General features: G+C 61.4%; 17 protein-coding genes. 7 read left to right on the forward strand and 10 right to left on the reverse strand.

Translation table 11 applies throughout. The features are described 5' to 3' along the window. Positions 1-183: 183 nt before the first annotated feature. From IFT98_RS00510 to IFT98_RS00530, 5 genes are all read left to right on the forward strand, one after another. Positions 184-1116, forward strand: coding sequence for an ABC transporter ATP-binding protein (locus IFT98_RS00510; protein WP_122713262.1), 933 nt, complete (start codon positions 184-186; stop codon positions 1114-1116). Then, positions 1113-1892, forward strand: coding sequence for an ABC transporter permease (locus IFT98_RS00515; protein ID WP_192049828.1), 780 nt, complete (start codon positions 1113-1115; stop codon positions 1890-1892). The genes IFT98_RS00510 and IFT98_RS00515 overlap by 4 nt, the downstream gene beginning before the upstream one ends. 154 nt (positions 1893-2046) lie before the next feature. Further along, on the forward strand, positions 2047-2901 hold the full coding sequence (locus IFT98_RS00520) for a glycine betaine ABC transporter substrate-binding protein (protein ID WP_192049826.1): 855 nt from the start codon (positions 2047-2049) through the stop codon (positions 2899-2901). A gap of 263 nt (positions 2902-3164) precedes the next feature. Beyond that, positions 3165-3476, forward strand: a complete 312-nt coding sequence (locus IFT98_RS00525) for a DUF485 domain-containing protein (RefSeq protein ID WP_122797268.1) — start codon at positions 3165-3167, stop codon at positions 3474-3476. Next, positions 3473-5131, forward strand: coding sequence for a cation acetate symporter (locus IFT98_RS00530; RefSeq protein WP_122797269.1), 1659 nt, complete (start codon positions 3473-3475; stop codon positions 5129-5131). The genes IFT98_RS00525 and IFT98_RS00530 overlap by 4 nt, the downstream gene beginning before the upstream one ends. Before the next feature lie 102 nt (positions 5132-5233). Here the strand turns inward: IFT98_RS00530 and IFT98_RS00535 are convergent, their stop codons facing one another. Then, complete coding sequence (locus IFT98_RS00535) at positions 5234-5392, reverse strand: DUF3309 family protein (protein WP_122479270.1); 159 nt, start codon at positions 5390-5392, stop codon at positions 5234-5236. 168 nt (positions 5393-5560) lie between these two features. On the opposite strand from IFT98_RS00535, the gene IFT98_RS00540 reads away from it, so the two are divergent. After that, a complete protein-coding gene (locus IFT98_RS00540) occupies positions 5561-5893 on the forward strand; it encodes a YnfA family protein (RefSeq protein WP_192049824.1) in 333 nt (110 codons plus the stop codon). A gap of 218 nt (positions 5894-6111) precedes the next feature. Beyond that, positions 6112-6309, forward strand: coding sequence for a carbon storage regulator CsrA (csrA, locus tag IFT98_RS00545; protein ID WP_043187251.1), 198 nt, complete (start codon positions 6112-6114; stop codon positions 6307-6309). A gap of 3 nt (positions 6310-6312) precedes the next feature. On the opposite strand, the gene IFT98_RS00550 is transcribed toward csrA, so the two are convergent. The 9 genes from IFT98_RS00550 to IFT98_RS00590 all read right to left on the reverse strand — a co-directional run bounded on the left by IFT98_RS00550 (position 6313) and on the right by IFT98_RS00590 (position 15821). Beyond that, positions 6313-6540, reverse strand: a complete 228-nt coding sequence (locus tag IFT98_RS00550; protein ID WP_043187253.1) for a YheU family protein — start codon at positions 6538-6540, stop codon at positions 6313-6315. Between the two features lie 111 nt (positions 6541-6651). Then, on the reverse strand, positions 6652-7842 hold the full coding sequence (locus IFT98_RS00555) for an osmoprotectant NAGGN system M42 family peptidase (RefSeq protein ID WP_192049822.1): 1191 nt from the start codon (positions 7840-7842) through the stop codon (positions 6652-6654). A gap of 98 nt (positions 7843-7940) precedes the next feature. Beyond that, positions 7941-9683, reverse strand: a complete 1743-nt coding sequence (gene ngg / locus IFT98_RS00560) for an N-acetylglutaminylglutamine synthetase (protein WP_192049820.1) — start codon at positions 9681-9683, stop codon at positions 7941-7943. A 3-nt stretch (positions 9684-9686) separates the two neighbouring features. Continuing rightward, positions 9687-11459, reverse strand: a complete 1773-nt coding sequence (locus tag IFT98_RS00565) for an N-acetylglutaminylglutamine amidotransferase (RefSeq protein ID WP_192049818.1) — start codon at positions 11457-11459, stop codon at positions 9687-9689. Positions 11460-11630: 171 nt separating this feature from the next. Further along, the gene (locus tag IFT98_RS00570) at positions 11631-12395 is read right to left on the reverse strand and encodes an ABC transporter ATP-binding protein (protein WP_192049816.1); all 765 of its coding nucleotides are present in this window, start codon (positions 12393-12395) and stop codon (positions 11631-11633) included. A gap of 13 nt (positions 12396-12408) precedes the next feature. After that, positions 12409-13524: a succinylglutamate desuccinylase/aspartoacylase family protein gene (locus IFT98_RS00575; protein WP_192049814.1), complete on the reverse strand. Its 1116-nt coding sequence runs from the start codon at positions 13522-13524 to the stop codon at positions 12409-12411. 9 nt (positions 13525-13533) lie between these two features. Then, positions 13534-14244 carry an ABC transporter permease gene (locus IFT98_RS00580; RefSeq protein ID WP_122479262.1) on the reverse strand — a complete coding sequence of 237 codons (711 nt, stop codon included), beginning with the start codon at positions 14242-14244 and terminating at the stop codon, positions 13534-13536. After that, on the reverse strand, positions 14241-14969 hold the full coding sequence (locus tag IFT98_RS00585; RefSeq protein WP_192049812.1) for an ABC transporter permease: 729 nt from the start codon (positions 14967-14969) through the stop codon (positions 14241-14243). The genes IFT98_RS00580 and IFT98_RS00585 overlap by 4 nt, the downstream gene beginning before the upstream one ends. A gap of 69 nt (positions 14970-15038) precedes the next feature. After that, entirely contained in the window at positions 15039-15821 is a 783-nt protein-coding gene (locus IFT98_RS00590; protein WP_122797275.1) for a transporter substrate-binding domain-containing protein, read from the reverse strand. Positions 15822-16009 lie beyond the last annotated feature (188 nt).

The raw sequence follows: 16009 nt of genomic DNA on the forward strand, positions 1-16009 counted from the left end.
ACTGTGGCCCTATCTGCATGGGCGGTCGTGGCACGCGTGGGACTGATGTCCACTATCGACAGCAGTCACTTTACGAGGGCGGTCACCGCGCCCATCATGGTGTCGGTTGTTACACATCTGGTTGCAAATCATCGCAGTCGCCCTTACTTCATCACCACTCTCAACACGGCGTATAGACCCCTTATGAGTTCTGCTCTGTCCATTCGACAGTTGACCAAGACCTACGGCAACGGGTTTCAGGCCCTCAGCGGCATTGATCTCGACGTAGCGGAAGGCGACTTCTTCGCACTGCTGGGCCCCAACGGCGCAGGCAAATCGACCACCATCGGGATTCTTTCCACGCTGGTCAATAAGACCAGCGGCACCGTCAACATCTTCGGCAACGACCTGGACCGCCAGCCGGCCGCGCTCAAGCGCAGCATCGGCGTGGTGCCCCAGGAGTTCAACTTCAACCAGTTCGAAAAGACCTTCGACATCGTCGTGACCCAGGCCGGCTACTACGGAATTCCGGCCAAGATCGCCAAGCAGCGTGCCGAGCAGTACCTGACCCAGCTGGGTTTGTGGGACAAGCGCGATACGCCGTCGCGGTCGCTGTCGGGTGGCATGAAGCGGCGTTTGATGATCGCACGGGCGCTGATCCACGAGCCGCGCCTGCTTATTCTCGACGAGCCCACCGCCGGCGTCGACATCGAACTGCGGCGCTCGATGTGGGGCTTCCTCACCGAGCTGAACGAAAAAGGCATCACCATCATCCTCACCACCCATTACCTGGAAGAGGCCGAACAGCTGTGCCGCAACATCGGCATCATCGACCACGGCACCATCGTCCAGAACACCAGCATGCGTGAACTGCTCGGCACCCTGCACGTGGAGACCTTTCTGCTCGATCTGGGCCAGCCGCTGAACGCAGCGCCGCAGCTGCAAGGCTACCCCTGCACGCTGGTCAATCCGCAGACGCTGGAAGTGCAGGTCGACAAGGAAATCGGCATCACCTCGCTGTTCGGCCAGCTGGCGCTGTTGAACATTCCGGTGTTGAGCCTGCGCAACAAGACCAATCGCCTGGAGGAGTTGTTCGTGTCTCTGGTGGAGAAGAATCTGAGGAAGGTCGCGGTATGAGTTCCGAATTCCAGGCCAATGTGGTCGCTCTCAACACCATCGTCTACCGCGAAGTGCGGCGCTTCACGCGGATCTGGCCGCAGACCCTGCTGCCGCCAGCCATCACCATGGTGCTGTACTTCGTCATTTTCGGTAACCTGATCGGCAAGCAGATCGGTGGCATGGGTGGCTTCAGCTACATGGAGTACATCGTGCCGGGGCTGATCATGATGTCGGTGATCACCAACTCCTACGGCAACGTGGTCTCGAGTTTCTTCGGCGCCAAGTTCCAGCGTTCCATCGAAGAGCTGATGGTTTCGCCACTGTCACCGCACACCATTCTGATCGGCTATGTTGCAGGTGGGGTGTTGCGCGGCTTGATGGTCGGGGTCATCGTCACCGCGCTGTCGTTGTTCTTCACCGATCTGCAGGTGCATCACTTGGGCATCACGGTGCTGGTGGTGCTGCTGACCGCCACGATCTTTTCCATGCTGGGCTTCGTCAACGCGGTGTTCGCGCGCAACTTCGACGACATCTCCATCGTGCCGACCTTCGTCCTCACACCCTTGACCTACCTGGGTGGGGTGTTCTATTCGATCAGCCTGCTGCCGCCGTTCTGGCAGACCGTGTCTTTGGCCAATCCGGTGCTGCACATGGTCAACGCCTTCCGCTACGGCATCCTCGGCGTCTCGGACATCAGCATCGGCGTGGCGGTGGCATTCATGCTGGTGGCCACGGTGGTGCTGTACTTCGCCTGCGTGAAGTTGCTGGTCAGTGGTCGCGGCATGCGCAGCTGAGTTCCCCCGGCCGGACCGCAAGGCACGGCCATGTCGTTTCTCGACGGTTCAAGGTCGTAGGTGGAGCATGATCATCGGCGCGCGAAGTCGATGATCAGGACGCCAACATATGCCGTGCGGCATTCGTCGCGCGCAGCCTTATCGGGGAAGCAGAATGAACATGAAGAAAGTTCTCGGAGCCAGTGCTGCTCTGGTTCTGGCCATGGGATGTAGCTGGGCCAGCGCTGCCGCCAAGGAAGTCACCATCGGCTACGTCGACGGATGGTCGGACAGTGTCGCCACCACCCATGTCGCCGCCGAAGTCATCAAGCAGAAACTGGGCTATGACGTGAAGCTGCAGGCAGTGGCCACCGGGATCATGTGGCAAGGTGTGGCCACAGGCAAACTCGATGCGATGCTTTCTGCCTGGCTGCCGGTGACCCACGGCGAGTATTGGGCCAAGAACAACGACAAGGTGGTCGACTACGGCCCCAACTTCAAGGACGCCAAGATCGGCCTGATCGTGCCTGAATACGTCAAGGCCAAGACCATCGACGACCTCAAGACCGACGACACCTTCAAGAACCGCATCGTGGGCATCGACGCGGGCTCGGGCGTGATGCTCAAGACCGAACAGGCGATCAAGGACTACGGGCTGTCGAACTACAAACTGCAGGCCAGTTCCGGTGCCGGCATGATCGCGGAACTGACCCGGGCCGAAAACGCCCAGCAATCCATTGCCGTGACCGGTTGGGTGCCGCACTGGATGTTCGCCAAGTGGAAACTGCGCTTCCTGGAAGACCCGAAAGGTGTGTACGGCGCGGCCGAAACCGTCAACAGCATCGGCAGCAAGGGTCTGGACAAGAAAGCGCCCGAAGTGGCGGCCTTCCTGAAGAAGTTCCAGTGGTCGTCCAAGGACGAGATCGGCGAAGTCATGCTGGCCATCCAGGACGGTGCCAAGCCTGATGCCGCCGCCAAGGCCTGGGTCGCCAAACACCCTGAACGTGTCGCCGAGTGGGTTGGCAAATAACCCCATAGGGGCTGCCTTGCACGCGGGCCGCCCGTAGGAGCGGTCATCGGCCGCGAATCAGACACTGCGGTGCACCAGACATACCGCGGCGAGGCTTTCGCGGCCACCGACCGCTCCCACGTTTGCAATGAAGAAAAGGTCGCCGGTTGGCGACCTTTTTTCGTTTCCGCGCCCCGATCTACTACTAAGGTCGTCTGGAGTGCGTCCCAGAGCAGCCTAAAGTGGAATACGTTCTATCCATCTATGCTGCGAGGACAAAAACAATGAACGACAGCATTTACCTCTCGATTCAAAACAGCCCACGCTTCAAGGAGCTGGTGAGAAAAAGGGAGAAGTTTGCCTGGATACTTTCGGCGATCATGCTTGGACTGTATTCGGCCTTCATCCTCTTGATTGCCTACGGCCCGCACATCCTGGGCGCCAAGCTCAGCCCTGAATCGTCGATCACCTGGGGCATTCCCATTGGTGTCGGCCTGATTCTCTCCGCCTTCGTGTTGACCGGTATCTACGTCAAGCGCGCCAATGGCGAGTTCGATGACCTGAATCGCCTGATCCTGCAGGAGGCCAAGCAATGATGCGGCGTCTATTGGCAACAGTGGGCGCATTCGCCCTGGCTCCAAGCGTGATGGCGGCCGACGCACTGACCGGCGCGGTGCAGAAGCAGCCGCTCAACGTGGCGGCGATCATCATGTTCGTGCTCTTCGTGGGCGCTACGCTGTGCATCACCTACTGGGCGTCCAAGCGCAACAAGTCGGCGGCGGACTACTATGCTGCCGGCGGCAAGATCACCGGCTTTCAGAACGGCCTGGCAATTGCCGGCGACTACATGTCGGCGGCGTCCTTCCTGGGTATTTCCGCGCTGGTGTTCACCTCCGGCTACGATGGTCTGATCTACTCCATCGGCTTCCTCGTGGGCTGGCCGATCATCCTGTTCCTGATCGCCGAGCGTCTGCGTAACCTGGGCAAGTACACCTTTGCCGACGTGGCGTCCTACCGCTTGAAGCAGAAAGAAATCCGCACCCTGTCGGCCTGTGGCTCGCTGGTGGTGGTGGCGTTCTACCTGATCGCGCAGATGGTGGGTGCGGGCAAGCTGATCCAGTTGCTGTTCGGTCTCGACTACGCGGTCGCGGTGGTGCTGGTGGGTATCCTGATGTGCCTGTACGTGCTGTTCGGCGGCATGCTGGCGACCACCTGGGTACAGATCATCAAGGCGGTGCTGCTGTTGTCCGGTGCGTCCTTCATGGCCCTGATGGTCATGAAACACGTCAACTTCGACTTCAACGTGCTGTTCTCCGAAGCCATCAAGGTGCATGCCAAGGGCGAGGCCATCATGCGTCCCGGTGGGCTGGTGAAGGATCCGATCTCGGCCTTCTCGCTGGGCCTGGCGCTGATGTTCGGTACGGCCGGCCTGCCGCACATTCTCATGCGCTTCTTCACCGTTTCCGATGCCAAGGAAGCCCGCAAGTCGGTGCTCTACGCAACGGGTTTCATCGGCTATTTCTACATCCTGACCTTCATCATCGGCTTCGGCGCGATTCTGCTGGTCAGCACCAATCCGGCGTTCAAGGACGCTGCCGGTGCCTTGCTCGGTGGTAACAACATGGCCGCGGTGCACCTTGCCGATGCGGTCGGTGGCAGCATTTTCCTGGGCTTCATCTCGGCCGTGGCATTCGCCACCATCCTGGCTGTCGTGGCCGGCCTGACCCTGGCCGGTGCTTCGGCGGTGTCCCACGACCTGTACGCCAGCGTCATCAAGAAAGGCAAGACCAACGACAAGGACGAGATCCGCGTTTCCAAGATCACCACCGTCTGCCTCGGTGTCCTGGCGATCGGCCTGGGTATCGCGTTCGAAAGCCAGAACATTGCCTTCATGGTGGGCCTGGCCTTCTCGATCGCAGCCAGCTGCAACTTCCCGGTCCTGCTGCTCTCGATGTACTGGAAGAACCTGACCACCCGCGGCGCCATGATCGGTGGCTGGATGGGCTTGATCAGCGCAGTGACGCTGATGATCCTCGGCCCGACCATCTGGGTGCAGATTCTGCATCACGACAAACCGATCTATCCATACGAGTACCCAGCACTGTTCTCGATGGCCATCGCGTTCATCGGTATCTGGTTCTTCTCGATCACCGACAAATCGGCGGCGGCTGACGAAGAGCGTGCGCTGTTCTACCCGCAGTTCGTGCGTTCGCAAACCGGTCTGGGTTCCAGTGGGGCAGTCTCCCACTGATACCTGCACCACGCTGCAAGCAAAAAAAATCCGATGCCCGCAAGGGCATCGGATTTTTTCATTTCTGCTGCGCGGCCCAAGGCAGGCTGCGCACCTGCAGGACTATATCTTGCCGAGCAATACCAGAATCAGCAGGATGACCAGTACAGTACCGATGATACCCGACGGGCCATAACCCCAACTTCTGGAGTGCGGGAATACTGGCAATCCGCCAATCAACAGCAGAATCAGAACGATGATCAGTATGGTGCCCATGGCGATTTCCTTATTTGGACAATGAGATGATTCGTCAGCGAGCCAGTAGCACTCGTCCGCCTAATAGCTCGGACTATGACCTGCCGTAAAAAGTCCCAAAGATTTAAAAATGTTTCCGAGCGGGGTCAGGGCTGTCGTATTCTCGCGGGCTGATATGGGATCTGGAGAGTTCAAGTGCTCAACTATGTGTGGTTCCTGCTGGCCGCCCTGTTCGAAATCGCCGGTTGCTATGCGTTCTACCTGTGGCTGCGGATGGGCAAGAGTGCTTTGTGGGCATTTGCAGGCGTGCTGAGCCTGACCTGTTTTGCGCTGCTGCTCACTCGCGTGGAAGCTGGCTATGCCGGCCGTGCGTATGCGGCCTATGGTGGCATCTACATCGTGGCTTCCCTGGGGTGGCTGGCAGTGGTCGAGAAAGTTCGGCCGCAGACCTTCGACTGGCTCGGTGCAACCCTATGCGTGCTGGGGGCGAGCCTCATTCTGTGGGGGCCGAAGCTGCAGCAGGGATAGGGATGATCAATGTGGACAAGCATGTAAATATCCATACAACGGTGGATGAAAGTGTATGGATCGGTACAACTAACTGACGGCTTGCCCGCTACAAGTGCGAAATATCTGACAGGGAATTTACTAACTTTCGTAGGCCTAAACTGTATTGCTCCGCTTGCCTTGTGATGCTCGAAAACAGGGTCCACCCTCAAGAAGCATTCATTTGAGGGAACAAAGCCATGCTGGTATTGACGCGACATGTAGGCGAGCTGATCTCGATCGGCGATGACGTCTGGATCAAGGTGCTGGACGTGCGGGGCAACACCGTGCGCTTCGGCATCCAGGCGCCCAAGGACGTGGAAGTGCACCGTGCCGAGGTCTATCGGCGAATCCAGGAGAAACACGGCAAGCATGCCAAGGAGGTGCCGGTGGTGTGATGCTCAGTCGAACAGCTCGGGCGCTATGTCGTGCTTGAGCATCAGCGTGCACTGCTGGCTTTCCGGATCGAAAACGATGAACGCCTGTTTCTTGCCCAGCGCATGACGCACGCGTTCGACCCGCGTCTGCAAAGGTGTTTCATCGCCGTTGTCGGTTCCGTCGCGGGTCACGAAATCTTCGATGAGGCGGGTCAGGGTGTCGGCTTCGAGGTGGTCGTAGGGAATCAACATGTTCGGCGCTCGCAGGTTAGGCCGACATTGTAACAGTGTCGCGCGTGCCCAAGGCCCCGAGCCTGTAGTGGCAAGGGGCAGGGCGGCCGTGCTCTGGTTGTATCAGGCCGCTCAGTGACTGGATTTCTGTCCGAGCACGTCTTCGACTGCCGGAACGCGGGTATCCGATTCCATCTGCGCGTCGTGCTCCAGCTGATGACTGAAACGCTCGAGCGAGCCGTTGTTCGGCTTGGCATCGCTGGCGAACACCGGCGGGCTCAACATGTAGGCCGTGAGAATGCGGCTCAGCGCGCTCAGGCTGTCGATGTGGGTGCGTTCATAGCCATGGGTTGCGTCGCAGCCGAACGCCAAGAGCGCGGTACGAATGTCGTGTCCGGCCGTGACGGCCGAGTGGGCGTCACTGAAGTAGTAACGAAACAGGTCACGCCGCACCGGCAGTTCGTTTTCATCGGCCAGCCGCAACAGATGCCGCGACAGGTGATAATCGTAGGGCCCACCGGAGTCCATCATGGCCACGCTCACGGCGTGCTCGCTCGAGTGCTGGCCGGGTGCAACGGGTGCGATGTCGATGCCGACGAACTCGCTGACATCCCACGGCAAAGCCGCCGCTGCGCCAGAGCCGGTCTCCTCGGTGATGGTAAACAATGGATGGCAATCGATCAGAGGCTCGTAGTCACTCTCGACGATGGCCTTGAGCGATGCCAGCAGCGCGGCAACACCTGCCTTGTCGTCCAGATGGCGGGCACTGATGTGGCCACTGTCGGTAAATTCAGGCAGTGGATCGAACGCCACATAGTCGCCGATGTTCACCCCCAGCGACTCGCAATCGGCGCGCGTCGCGCAGTAGGCATCCAGGCGCAACTCGACATGGTCCCAGGTCACCGGCATCTGGTCGACGGCGGTATTGAAGGCATGCCCGGAGGCCATCAGTGGCAGCACGCTGCCGCGGATCACGCCGCTGTCGGTGAAGACGCTCACACGGCTGCCTTCGGCAAAGCGGCTCGACCAGCAGCCCACGGGTGCCAGCGACAGGCGACCGTTGTCCTGCACCGCCCGTACGCTGGCGCCGATGGTGTCCAGGTGCGCAGACACAGCGCGGTCCGGTGAATTCTGCTTGCCCTTGAGAGTCGCGCGAATAGTACCGCGGCGTGTCATTTCAAAAGGGATGCACAGCTCTTCGAGACGTTCGGCGACGTAGCGCACGATGGTATCGGTGAACCCGGTAGGGCTGGGAATGGCGAGCATTTCCAGCAGCACTTTCTGCAGGTACTGGATATCCGGTTCGGGAATTCTGACAGTCATGGAAACTCCTGAGGTGGATGGAATAGGGGGATGATTCTTCGCCGCCCCGACGGCGCGTAGCCTGCACAGGTCACCCCGGCAGGCTGCACGCAGGCTTCTTACCTGGGGCGGCTGTGCGGGAACAGCAGATCGACGAAGCGCTCTGCCGTCGGTTGCGGTTCGTGGTTGGCCAGGCCCACGCGCTCGTTGGCTTCGATGAACACGTACTCCGGCTGGTCGGCGGCCGGCACCAGCAGGTCCAGCCCCACCACCGGTATGTCCAGCGCGCGAGCGGCTCGTACCGCTGCGTCCGCCAGCACGGGGTGGAGGGTCTGCGTGACGTCCTCCAGATGCCCGCCGGTGTGCAGATTGGCAGCTTTGCGCACCGTCAGCGTCTGGCCGCTGGGCAGAATGCTGTGCATGTCGAACCCGGCTGCCTGCACCGTGCGCAAGGTTTCCTGGTCCAGCGGAATCCGGCTTTCACCGCCGGTAGCCGCCTGGCGACGGCGGCTCTGCACATCGATCAACGTGCCGATGTCGGTGTGCCCGTCACCAATGATCTGCGCCGGCCGGCGAATCGCTGCGGCAACCACTTCGTAGCCGATGACCACGATGCGCAGGTCAACCCCTTCATGGAAGCTTTCGAGCAAAACCCGGCTGTCGAACTGGCGAGCATGCTCGATGGCCTGCTGCACCTCGTCGAGTGTGCTCAGGTCCACGGCCACACCGTTGCCTTGCTCACCGTCGAGCGGCTTGACCACCACTCGGCCATGTTCGTCGAGGAAATCCTGATTGTCGTCGGCACTGCCCGCCAGCTGTTGCGCAGGCAGGCTGAGGCCGGCGGCCCTGAGCACCTTGTGGGTCAGGCTCTTGTCCTGGCACAGGGTCATGCTTACCGAGCTGGTCAGGTCGCACAGTGATTCGCGGCAACGAATGCGCCTGCCACCGTGCACCAGGGTGAACAGGCCGGCCTCGGCATCGTCCACCTGCACATCGATCCCTCGGCGAAACGCTTCGTCGACGATGATCCGCGCGTAGGGATTGAAATCGGCCTGCGGACCCGGACCCAGGAACAGTTTCTGGTTGATGCCGTTCTTACGCTTGATGGCGAAGGTCGGCAGGTTGCGAAAGCCCAGCTTGGCGTAGAGGTTCTTGGCCAGACGGTTGTCGTGCATCACCGACAGATCGAGGTAGGCCAGGCCGCGGCTCATGAAGTGCTCGACCAGATGACGCACCAGCACTTCGCCCACCCCCGGACGCGTGCAGCGTGGGTCGACGGCCAGGCACCACAGGCTGCTGCCTTTCTCCGGATCGCGAAAGGCCTTGGCATGGTTGAGGCCCATGACACTGCCGATCACCTGACCGGTGTCTTCGTCTTCGGCCAGCCAGTACACCGGCCCACCCTGATGACGCGGGGTCAGCAGGCTCTGGTCGATGGGCAGCATCTTGCGCTTGAGGTAAAGCTGGTTGATGGCCTGCCAATCGCCATCGCTTTGCGCCCGGCGAATCCGGAACCCGCGGAACACCCGCTGCGCGGGTCGGTAATCGCTGAACCACAGGCGCAGCGTATCGGACGGGTCGAGAAACAGCTGCTGCGGCGCATGGGCCAATACCTGCTGTGGCGCGGCAACGTACAGGGCGATGTCTCGCTCACCCGGCTGTTCGTTGATCAGTTCGGCAGCCAGCGCTTGCGGATCGGGGTAGGTGTGCCCGATCAGCACGCGGCCCCAGCCGCAGTGCAACGGTCGTTGTTGCAGGTCGTCGCTGTGGCCTTCTTCGGCGAGCCGCGCCTGCAAGCGCTCGTAGGACGGCGACTGGCCGCGCTGCAAGCGCTGGTTGAATGCCGTGGCATGAGCTTTCATCGATCAGAGTCCTTGTTCGCTGAGCCACAGGTTCAACGCCGCCAGCTGCCAGAGCTTGGAGCCGCGCAGCGGCGTGAGCTGGCCTTGCGGATCGGTCAGCAGACGGTCGAGCATGGTCGGGTTGAACAGGCCGCGGTCCTGGCTGGGGTCCAACAGCAGATCGCGTACCCAGTTGAGTGTGTCGCCTTCGAGATGCTTGAGGCCAGGCACCGGGAAATAGCCTTTCTTGCGGTCGATGACTTCGCTCGGAATCACCAGGCGCGCCGCTTCCTTGAGCACTTGCTTGCCACCATCGGGCAGCTTGAACTTGCCCGGAACCCGCGCGGAGAGCTCGACCAGGCGATAGTCAAGGAACGGCGTGCGCGCTTCCAGGCCCCAGGCCATGGTCATGTTGTCGACGCGTTTGACCGGGTCGTCGACCAGCATCACTGTGCTGTCCAGGCGCAAGGCCTTGTCCACCGCTGCATCGGCGCCAGGCATGGCGAAGTGCTCGCGGACGAAGTCACCCGCCGCATCGTTGGCGGTCAGCCATTTGGGGGCCACGGTTGCGGCGTAGTCGTCGTAGCTGCGGTCGAAGAACGCATCGCGATAGGCCTGGTACGGATCGCTGGCGCCGTCCACTTGTGGGTACCAGTGGTACCCGGCGAACAGTTCGTCGGCGCCCTGGCCGCTCTGCACCACCTTGCAATGCTTGGCAACTTCCCGCGAGAGCAGGTAGAAAGCAATGCAGTCGTGGCTGACCATCGGCTCGCTCATCGCGCGGAACGCCGCGGGCAGTTGCTCGATGATTTCCCGCTCCTGGATGCGCAACTGGTGGTGCTGTGTGCCGTAATGCTTGGCGATCAGGTCGGAATACTGGAACTCGTCGCCCCGTTCGCCGCCGGCGTCCTGGAAGCCGATGGAGAAGGTCGACAGATCCTTCACGCCCACTTCGCGCAACAGACCTACCAGCATGCTCGAATCGACGCCGCCGGACAGCAGCACGCCCACATCCACGGCGGCCCGCTGGCGAATGGCAACCGCTTCTCGGGTGCTTTCCAGTACACGGTCGCGCCAGTCCTCAAGCGTCAGGTTGGCTTCGTCGGCATGCGGCCCGTAGGGCAAGGTCCACCACGTCTGCTGTTCGGTCTTGCCGTTGGCATCGATGCGCATCCAGGTCGCTGGCGGCAGCTTTTCGATACCCGCGATCAACGTCCGTGGCGCAGGCACCACAGCGTGGAAGTTCAGGTAGTGGTTCAACGCCACCGGGTCGAGCATCGGGCTGATGTCGCCACCCTTGAGCAGCGCCGGCAGGGCCGAGGCGAAGCGCAGGCGCTTGTCGGTACGCGACAGGTACAACGGCTTGACGCCCAGACGGTCGCGGGCAATGAACAGACGTTGCGTGTCGCGCTCCCAGATGGCGAAGGCGAACATGCCGTTGAGCTTTGGCAGCAGTTTTTCGCCCCAGGCATGGTAGCCCTTGAGCAGCACCTCGGTGTCGCCACCCGAATAGAAGCTGTAACCCAGCGCTTCCAGCTCACTGCGCAGTTCAGGAAAGTTGTAGATGGCACCGTTGAACGCCAGGCTCAGGCCCAGCTGGGCGTCGGTCATCGGCTGCGCGGAGCCGTCCGACAGGTCCATGATCTTCAGGCGGCGATGGCCCAGGGCAATCGGCCCTTGCGCCTGAAAACCCCAGGCGTCCGGCCCGCGTGGGGCCAGTTCATGGGTAATGCGTTCCACGGCCGCAAGGTCCGCAGGTTGAAAGTCGAAGCGCAACTCACCAGCTAATCCGCACATAAGTCCTTACCGGTTTTTCCGTTGGGGAGCGGCCGAGTTAAGTTCGGCCAGGTATGAAACTGACCGGAGCGGGTAGCGAGAGTTTTAGAACGATCGGTTATAAGGAGGAGAACTGTCCGAAGACGCATTCGCGGGTAGAACCCGCTCCCTCATGAATGCAATGCACAGCGACTACTTCAGATTTCCGCTGAGAAACTGCCGCAACCGCTCGCTTTTCGGGCTTCCCAGCACCTGTGCAGGCGGGCCTTCTTCTTCCACCAGCCCCTGATGCAGGAACAGCACCTGGCTCGACACTTCGCGGGCGAAGCTCATTTCGTGGGTGACCATGATCATGGTACGGCCTTCCTCGGCCAAGCCCTTGATCACCTTCAACACCTCACCCACCAGCTCCGGGTCGAGGGCCGAGGTCGGTTCGTCGAACAGCATGACTTCCGGTTCCATGGCCAGGGCACGGGCGATGGCCACGCGTTGCTGCTGACCACCGGAGAGGAAGGCTGGATACTGGCTGGCAACCCGCTCGGGCAAGCCGACTTTGTCCAGGTAGCGCAACGCCCGCGCCCGCGCTTCGTCCTTGTCGATGCCCAGCACCCGGCGCGGGGCCATGGTGATGTTGTCGAGCACGGTCATGTGGCTCCACAGGTTGAAGTGCTGGAACACCATGGCCAGACGCGTGCGCAGGCGCTGCAACTCGTCGGCGTCGGCGACCCGCATGCCGCCGTGGTCGCTGATCATCTGGATCGGTTTGCCATCCAGGCTCATGGCGCCGTCGTCGGGCTGCTCGAGAAAATTGATGCAGCGCAGGAAGGTGCTCTTGCCCGAGCCACTGGCGCCGATCAGGCTGATCACGTCACCCGTGCTGGCCTTGAGCGAGACGCCTTTGAGTACCTTGTTGTCGCCATAGCTCTTGTGCAGGCCGTCGATGGTCAGTTTGTACATGCGCAACACGTCCTCAAGGTTGAAGTAGATAGCCGCTGCGGCAGGCCTGGGTACCCGCGACATGGGCCACCAGCATGCCGGTGGTGGCCATGCGGCGCAGCGAGCGGGCGTACATCAGGCCCGGCCGACGGTTGCGCACCGGGGTGACCGCATTGGTCAGCGGATCGATGATCTCGGCGATCAACTGGTCGGCTTCCAGGTACTGTCCGGGCACCGCGCTGTACACCAGCAGCCCACCCACTGGCGCTGTAACCGGTTCTACGGCAGCCAGCGGCGTTGCCGCGGCGAGCAACGCCGGCAGCGCGGCCGGCTGGCGGTCGATGGCACCGACGCTGGCCAGGTAGTCGAGAATGGCCTGGCAGTCGCCGCTGGCCATCGGATGGTTGACGTCGCCCTGGCCGCGCAATTCGACAGTGACCGAAAAGCTGCCCATGGCGATCGGGAAACGCTCGCCAAAGCGTTGCTGCAACTGCCACCACAACAGGCTGAAGCACTCGTCGAACGACTGCCCGCCCGAATCGGTGGCCAGCAGGCTGGCCTGGGCGCCCAGATAGCGCGCCAGCGGCTCCACCTGCGGCCAGGCCTCGGGCGTGGTGTACAGATGCTGCACGGCTTCGAAGTCGCAGTGCAGGTCCAGCACCATGTCGGCGTCGCACGCCAGGCGCTGCAAGGTCAGGCGCTGCGACTGCAGGGCGGTGGCAGGCTGCAGCCGGTTCAACCCATCGCGCAGATGCGTACGGATCAGCGCGGTATTGCGCGCAACGTCATCGCCCAGCAGGCTCTCGACGGCGCCCCCGACCTGATCGGCCAGGTCGACGAAACGGCGATTGAAGTTCTCGCCGGTTTCCAGCTCGTAGCGGCCCATGGGAGTGTCCATGACGATCTGGTCGAGCCCGGCGGGGTTGGCGATGGGCACCACCACGACCTGCCAGCGCAGTTGCCCGGCGCTTTCCAGTTCGGCCAGGCGCTGGCGCAGGTGCCAGGCGACGAGCATCCCCGGCAGCTCGTCGGCATGCAGCGAGGCCTGGATGTAGACCTTGCCGGCACCGGTCGGGCCGTAGCTGAAGCTGTGGATCTGGCGCGCGGTGCCCGGCAGCGGGGCCAGCAGTTCATGAATGTCGTGTTGCATGTTCAGGTCCTAGTGCGTCGGGCCGAGAAAGGCCAGCCAGCGGCGTTCTGCCAGGCGAAACAGTCCGACCAGAGCGAAGGTGACGGTCAGATAGATCAGCGCGGCGATGCCGAAGGATTGGAAGGTCAGGAAGGTCGCCGAATTGGCATCACGCGCGACCTTGAGAATGTCCGGAATGGTGGCAGTGAACGCCACGGTGGTCGAGTGCAGCATGAGGATCACTTCGTTGCTGTAGTAGGGCAACGACCGGCGCAAGGCCGACGGCATGATCACGTAGGCGTACAGCTTCCAGCCGCTGAGGCCGTAGGCCTTGGCCGCCTCGACCTCGCCGTGGTTCATGCTGCGGATGGCCCCGGCGAAGATCTCCGTGGTGTACGCGCAGGTGTTCAGCGCGAATGCCAGCACCGTGCAGTTCATCGCGTCGCGGAAGAAGTCGTTGAGCAAGGGCTGCCCACGCACCGCCTCCAGGCTGTAGATGCCGGTGTAGCAGATCAGCAGCTGGATATAGAGCGGGGTGCCGCGGAACAGGTACGTGTAGAACTGCACCGGCCAGCGGACCCAGCGCCGATTCGAGACCCGGGCGATCGACAGCGGCACCGAGAACACGAAGCCGATCACCAGGGCGGCAGTGAGCAGCCACAGGGTCATCGCCAGACCGGTGATGTTCTGCCCGTCGGAGTAGAGGAACGGTCGCCAGTATTCTTGAAGAAGCTCGATCATCGCAGGGCCTCCCGGGTGCCCGCGCTGTAGCGCCGTTCAAGCCAGCGCAGGGCGATGTTGGAGGCACCGGTGATCAGCAGATAGATGAGCGCGGCGAGGACCAGGAAGTAGAACAGTTGATAGGTGCTCTTGCCCGCGTCCTGGGCGGCCTTGACCAGATCGGCCAGGCCGATGATCGACACCAGCGCGGTGGCCTTGAGCATGACCATCCAGTTATTGCCGATACCGGGCAGGGCGTAGCGCATCATCTGCGGAAACACCACATAGCGAAAACGCTGCGAGCGCTTGAGGCCATAGGCCGTGGCCGCTTCGAGTTGCCCGCGCGGTACTGCCAGCATGGCGCCGCGAAAGGTCTCGGTGAAATAGGCGCCGTAGATGAAGCCCAGGGTGATCACCCCGGCGGCGAAAGGATCGATTTCGATGTAGTCCCATTCCAGCGCTTCGGTAATACCGGTCAGCCAGGTCTGCAGGCTGTAGAAAATCAGCAGCATCAGCACCAGGTCGGGCACGCCGCGGATCAGGGTGGTGTAGAGCTGCGCAGGCACGCGCAGCGCCGCCGCGCCGGACAGCTTGGCGCTGGCGCCGATCAGGCCCAGCACCACGCTGACCAGCAGCGAGAGCAGGGACAGCTTGATGGTCATCCAGGTGCCTTCGAGCAGCAACGGGCCGAAGCCCTTCAAGCTGAACGCAGACAACCCGAGGTACTGCAAAAGGTCATCGAACATGAATCTGGCCTTTGCCGATCAAAAAAACGCCCATCCCCGAGTGGGAATGGGCGCTGTCACCGCGGCGGTTTACTTGCCGCTGTACAGGTTCAGCTCACCGAAGTGTTTCTTCTGGATTTCGCTGTAGGTGCCATCATCGTGTAACGCTTTGATACCTTTATCGATCAACGCCTTGAGTTCCTTGTTACCTTTGGCGATACCCACGGCCGTCTTGGCCGGCAACAATTCGCTGTCGATCGGCTCGCTGACTTCATAGCCAGCACCTTGTGGCGATTTCAGAAAGCCCAGCTCGGCCTGCAGCATGTCCTGAATGGACGCGTCGAGACGACCTGAAATCAGGTCGGCGTAGACCTGGTCCTGATTCTGATAGGCCTGGGTCTTCACGCCAGCCTTGTCGAGCACGGCCTTGGCGTAGGCTTCCTGAATGGTGCCTTGCTCGTAGCCCACGGTCTTGCCCTTGAGCGAGGCCAGGTCTGTGCTCAGGTTTGCACCTTTCTTGAACACCAGCGAGGTCGGGCCGGAAAACAGTTCGTTGGAGAAGTCGATGACTTTCTCCCGCGCCGGGGTGACGGTCATCGAGGAAATCACACCGTCGAATTTCTTCGCCTTGAGGCCTGGAATCATGCCGTCGAAATCGCTTTCGACCCACTTGCAGGTCACCTTCAGTTCCTTGCAGATGGCATTGCCCAGATCGATGTCGAAACCCACCAGGCTGCCGTCGGCGGCCTTGGATTCGAACGGTGCATAGGAAGGATCGACCCCGAAGCGCAACTCCTTGTATTCCTTGGCCATTGCGCTGCCGGCCGAAAACGCTAGGGCCAGAGCAGAAAGGGTCAGCAATGCTTTTTTCATCGTGCAGTCCTTAAAACCAGTTGAATGCGTTGGTGAGGGCGATGTGCGTTACCGGCGAGTGCCAGACATCATTTTGATAGCAATTTCCGCACCATAGTCCCAGTGCAGACCGCTCTGAGCAAGGTTGTGTCGCGTGGCAGCAAGTTTCGCCATGGCCTGAGTCCGGGTGGATGTCCGTGCCGCGCGTC

Origin of the sequence: Pseudomonas sp. CFBP 8770, assembly GCF_014841705.1 — a bacterium.
Lineage (GTDB): Bacteria > Pseudomonadota > Gammaproteobacteria > Pseudomonadales > Pseudomonadaceae > Aquipseudomonas.

What these genes read in the sequence shown, in the direction of transcription:
- IFT98_RS00550 (WP_043187253.1), bottom strand. Translation starts at nt 6,540, where the DNA reads ATGTTGATTCCCTACGACCACCTCGAAGCCGACACCCTGACCCGCCTC.
- IFT98_RS00575 (WP_192049814.1), bottom strand. Translation starts at nt 13,524, where the DNA reads ATGCAACACGACATTCATGAACTGCTGGCCCCGCTGCCGGGCACCGCG.
- IFT98_RS00555 (WP_192049822.1), bottom strand. Translation starts at nt 7,842, where the DNA reads ATGACTGTCAGAATTCCCGAACCGGATATCCAGTACCTGCAGAAAGTG.
- IFT98_RS00530 (WP_122797269.1), top strand. Translation starts at nt 3,473, where the DNA reads ATGATGCGGCGTCTATTGGCAACAGTGGGCGCATTCGCCCTGGCTCCA.
- IFT98_RS00565 (WP_192049818.1), bottom strand. Translation starts at nt 11,459, where the DNA reads ATGTGCGGATTAGCTGGTGAGTTGCGCTTCGACTTTCAACCTGCGGAC.
- ngg (WP_192049820.1), bottom strand. Translation starts at nt 9,683, where the DNA reads ATGAAAGCTCATGCCACGGCATTCAACCAGCGCTTGCAGCGCGGCCAG.
- IFT98_RS00585 (WP_192049812.1), bottom strand. Translation starts at nt 14,969, where the DNA reads ATGTTCGATGACCTTTTGCAGTACCTCGGGTTGTCTGCGTTCAGCTTG.
- IFT98_RS00525 (WP_122797268.1), top strand. Translation starts at nt 3,165, where the DNA reads ATGAACGACAGCATTTACCTCTCGATTCAAAACAGCCCACGCTTCAAG.
- IFT98_RS00515 (WP_192049828.1), top strand. Translation starts at nt 1,113, where the DNA reads ATGAGTTCCGAATTCCAGGCCAATGTGGTCGCTCTCAACACCATCGTC.
- IFT98_RS00520 (WP_192049826.1), top strand. Translation starts at nt 2,047, where the DNA reads ATGAACATGAAGAAAGTTCTCGGAGCCAGTGCTGCTCTGGTTCTGGCC.
- IFT98_RS00590 (WP_122797275.1), bottom strand. Translation starts at nt 15,821, where the DNA reads ATGAAAAAAGCATTGCTGACCCTTTCTGCTCTGGCCCTAGCGTTTTCG.
- IFT98_RS00570 (WP_192049816.1), bottom strand. Translation starts at nt 12,395, where the DNA reads ATGTACAAACTGACCATCGACGGCCTGCACAAGAGCTATGGCGACAAC.
- IFT98_RS00510 (WP_122713262.1), top strand. Translation starts at nt 184, where the DNA reads ATGAGTTCTGCTCTGTCCATTCGACAGTTGACCAAGACCTACGGCAAC.
- IFT98_RS00580 (WP_122479262.1), bottom strand. Translation starts at nt 14,244, where the DNA reads ATGATCGAGCTTCTTCAAGAATACTGGCGACCGTTCCTCTACTCCGAC.
- csrA (WP_043187251.1), top strand. Translation starts at nt 6,112, where the DNA reads ATGCTGGTATTGACGCGACATGTAGGCGAGCTGATCTCGATCGGCGAT.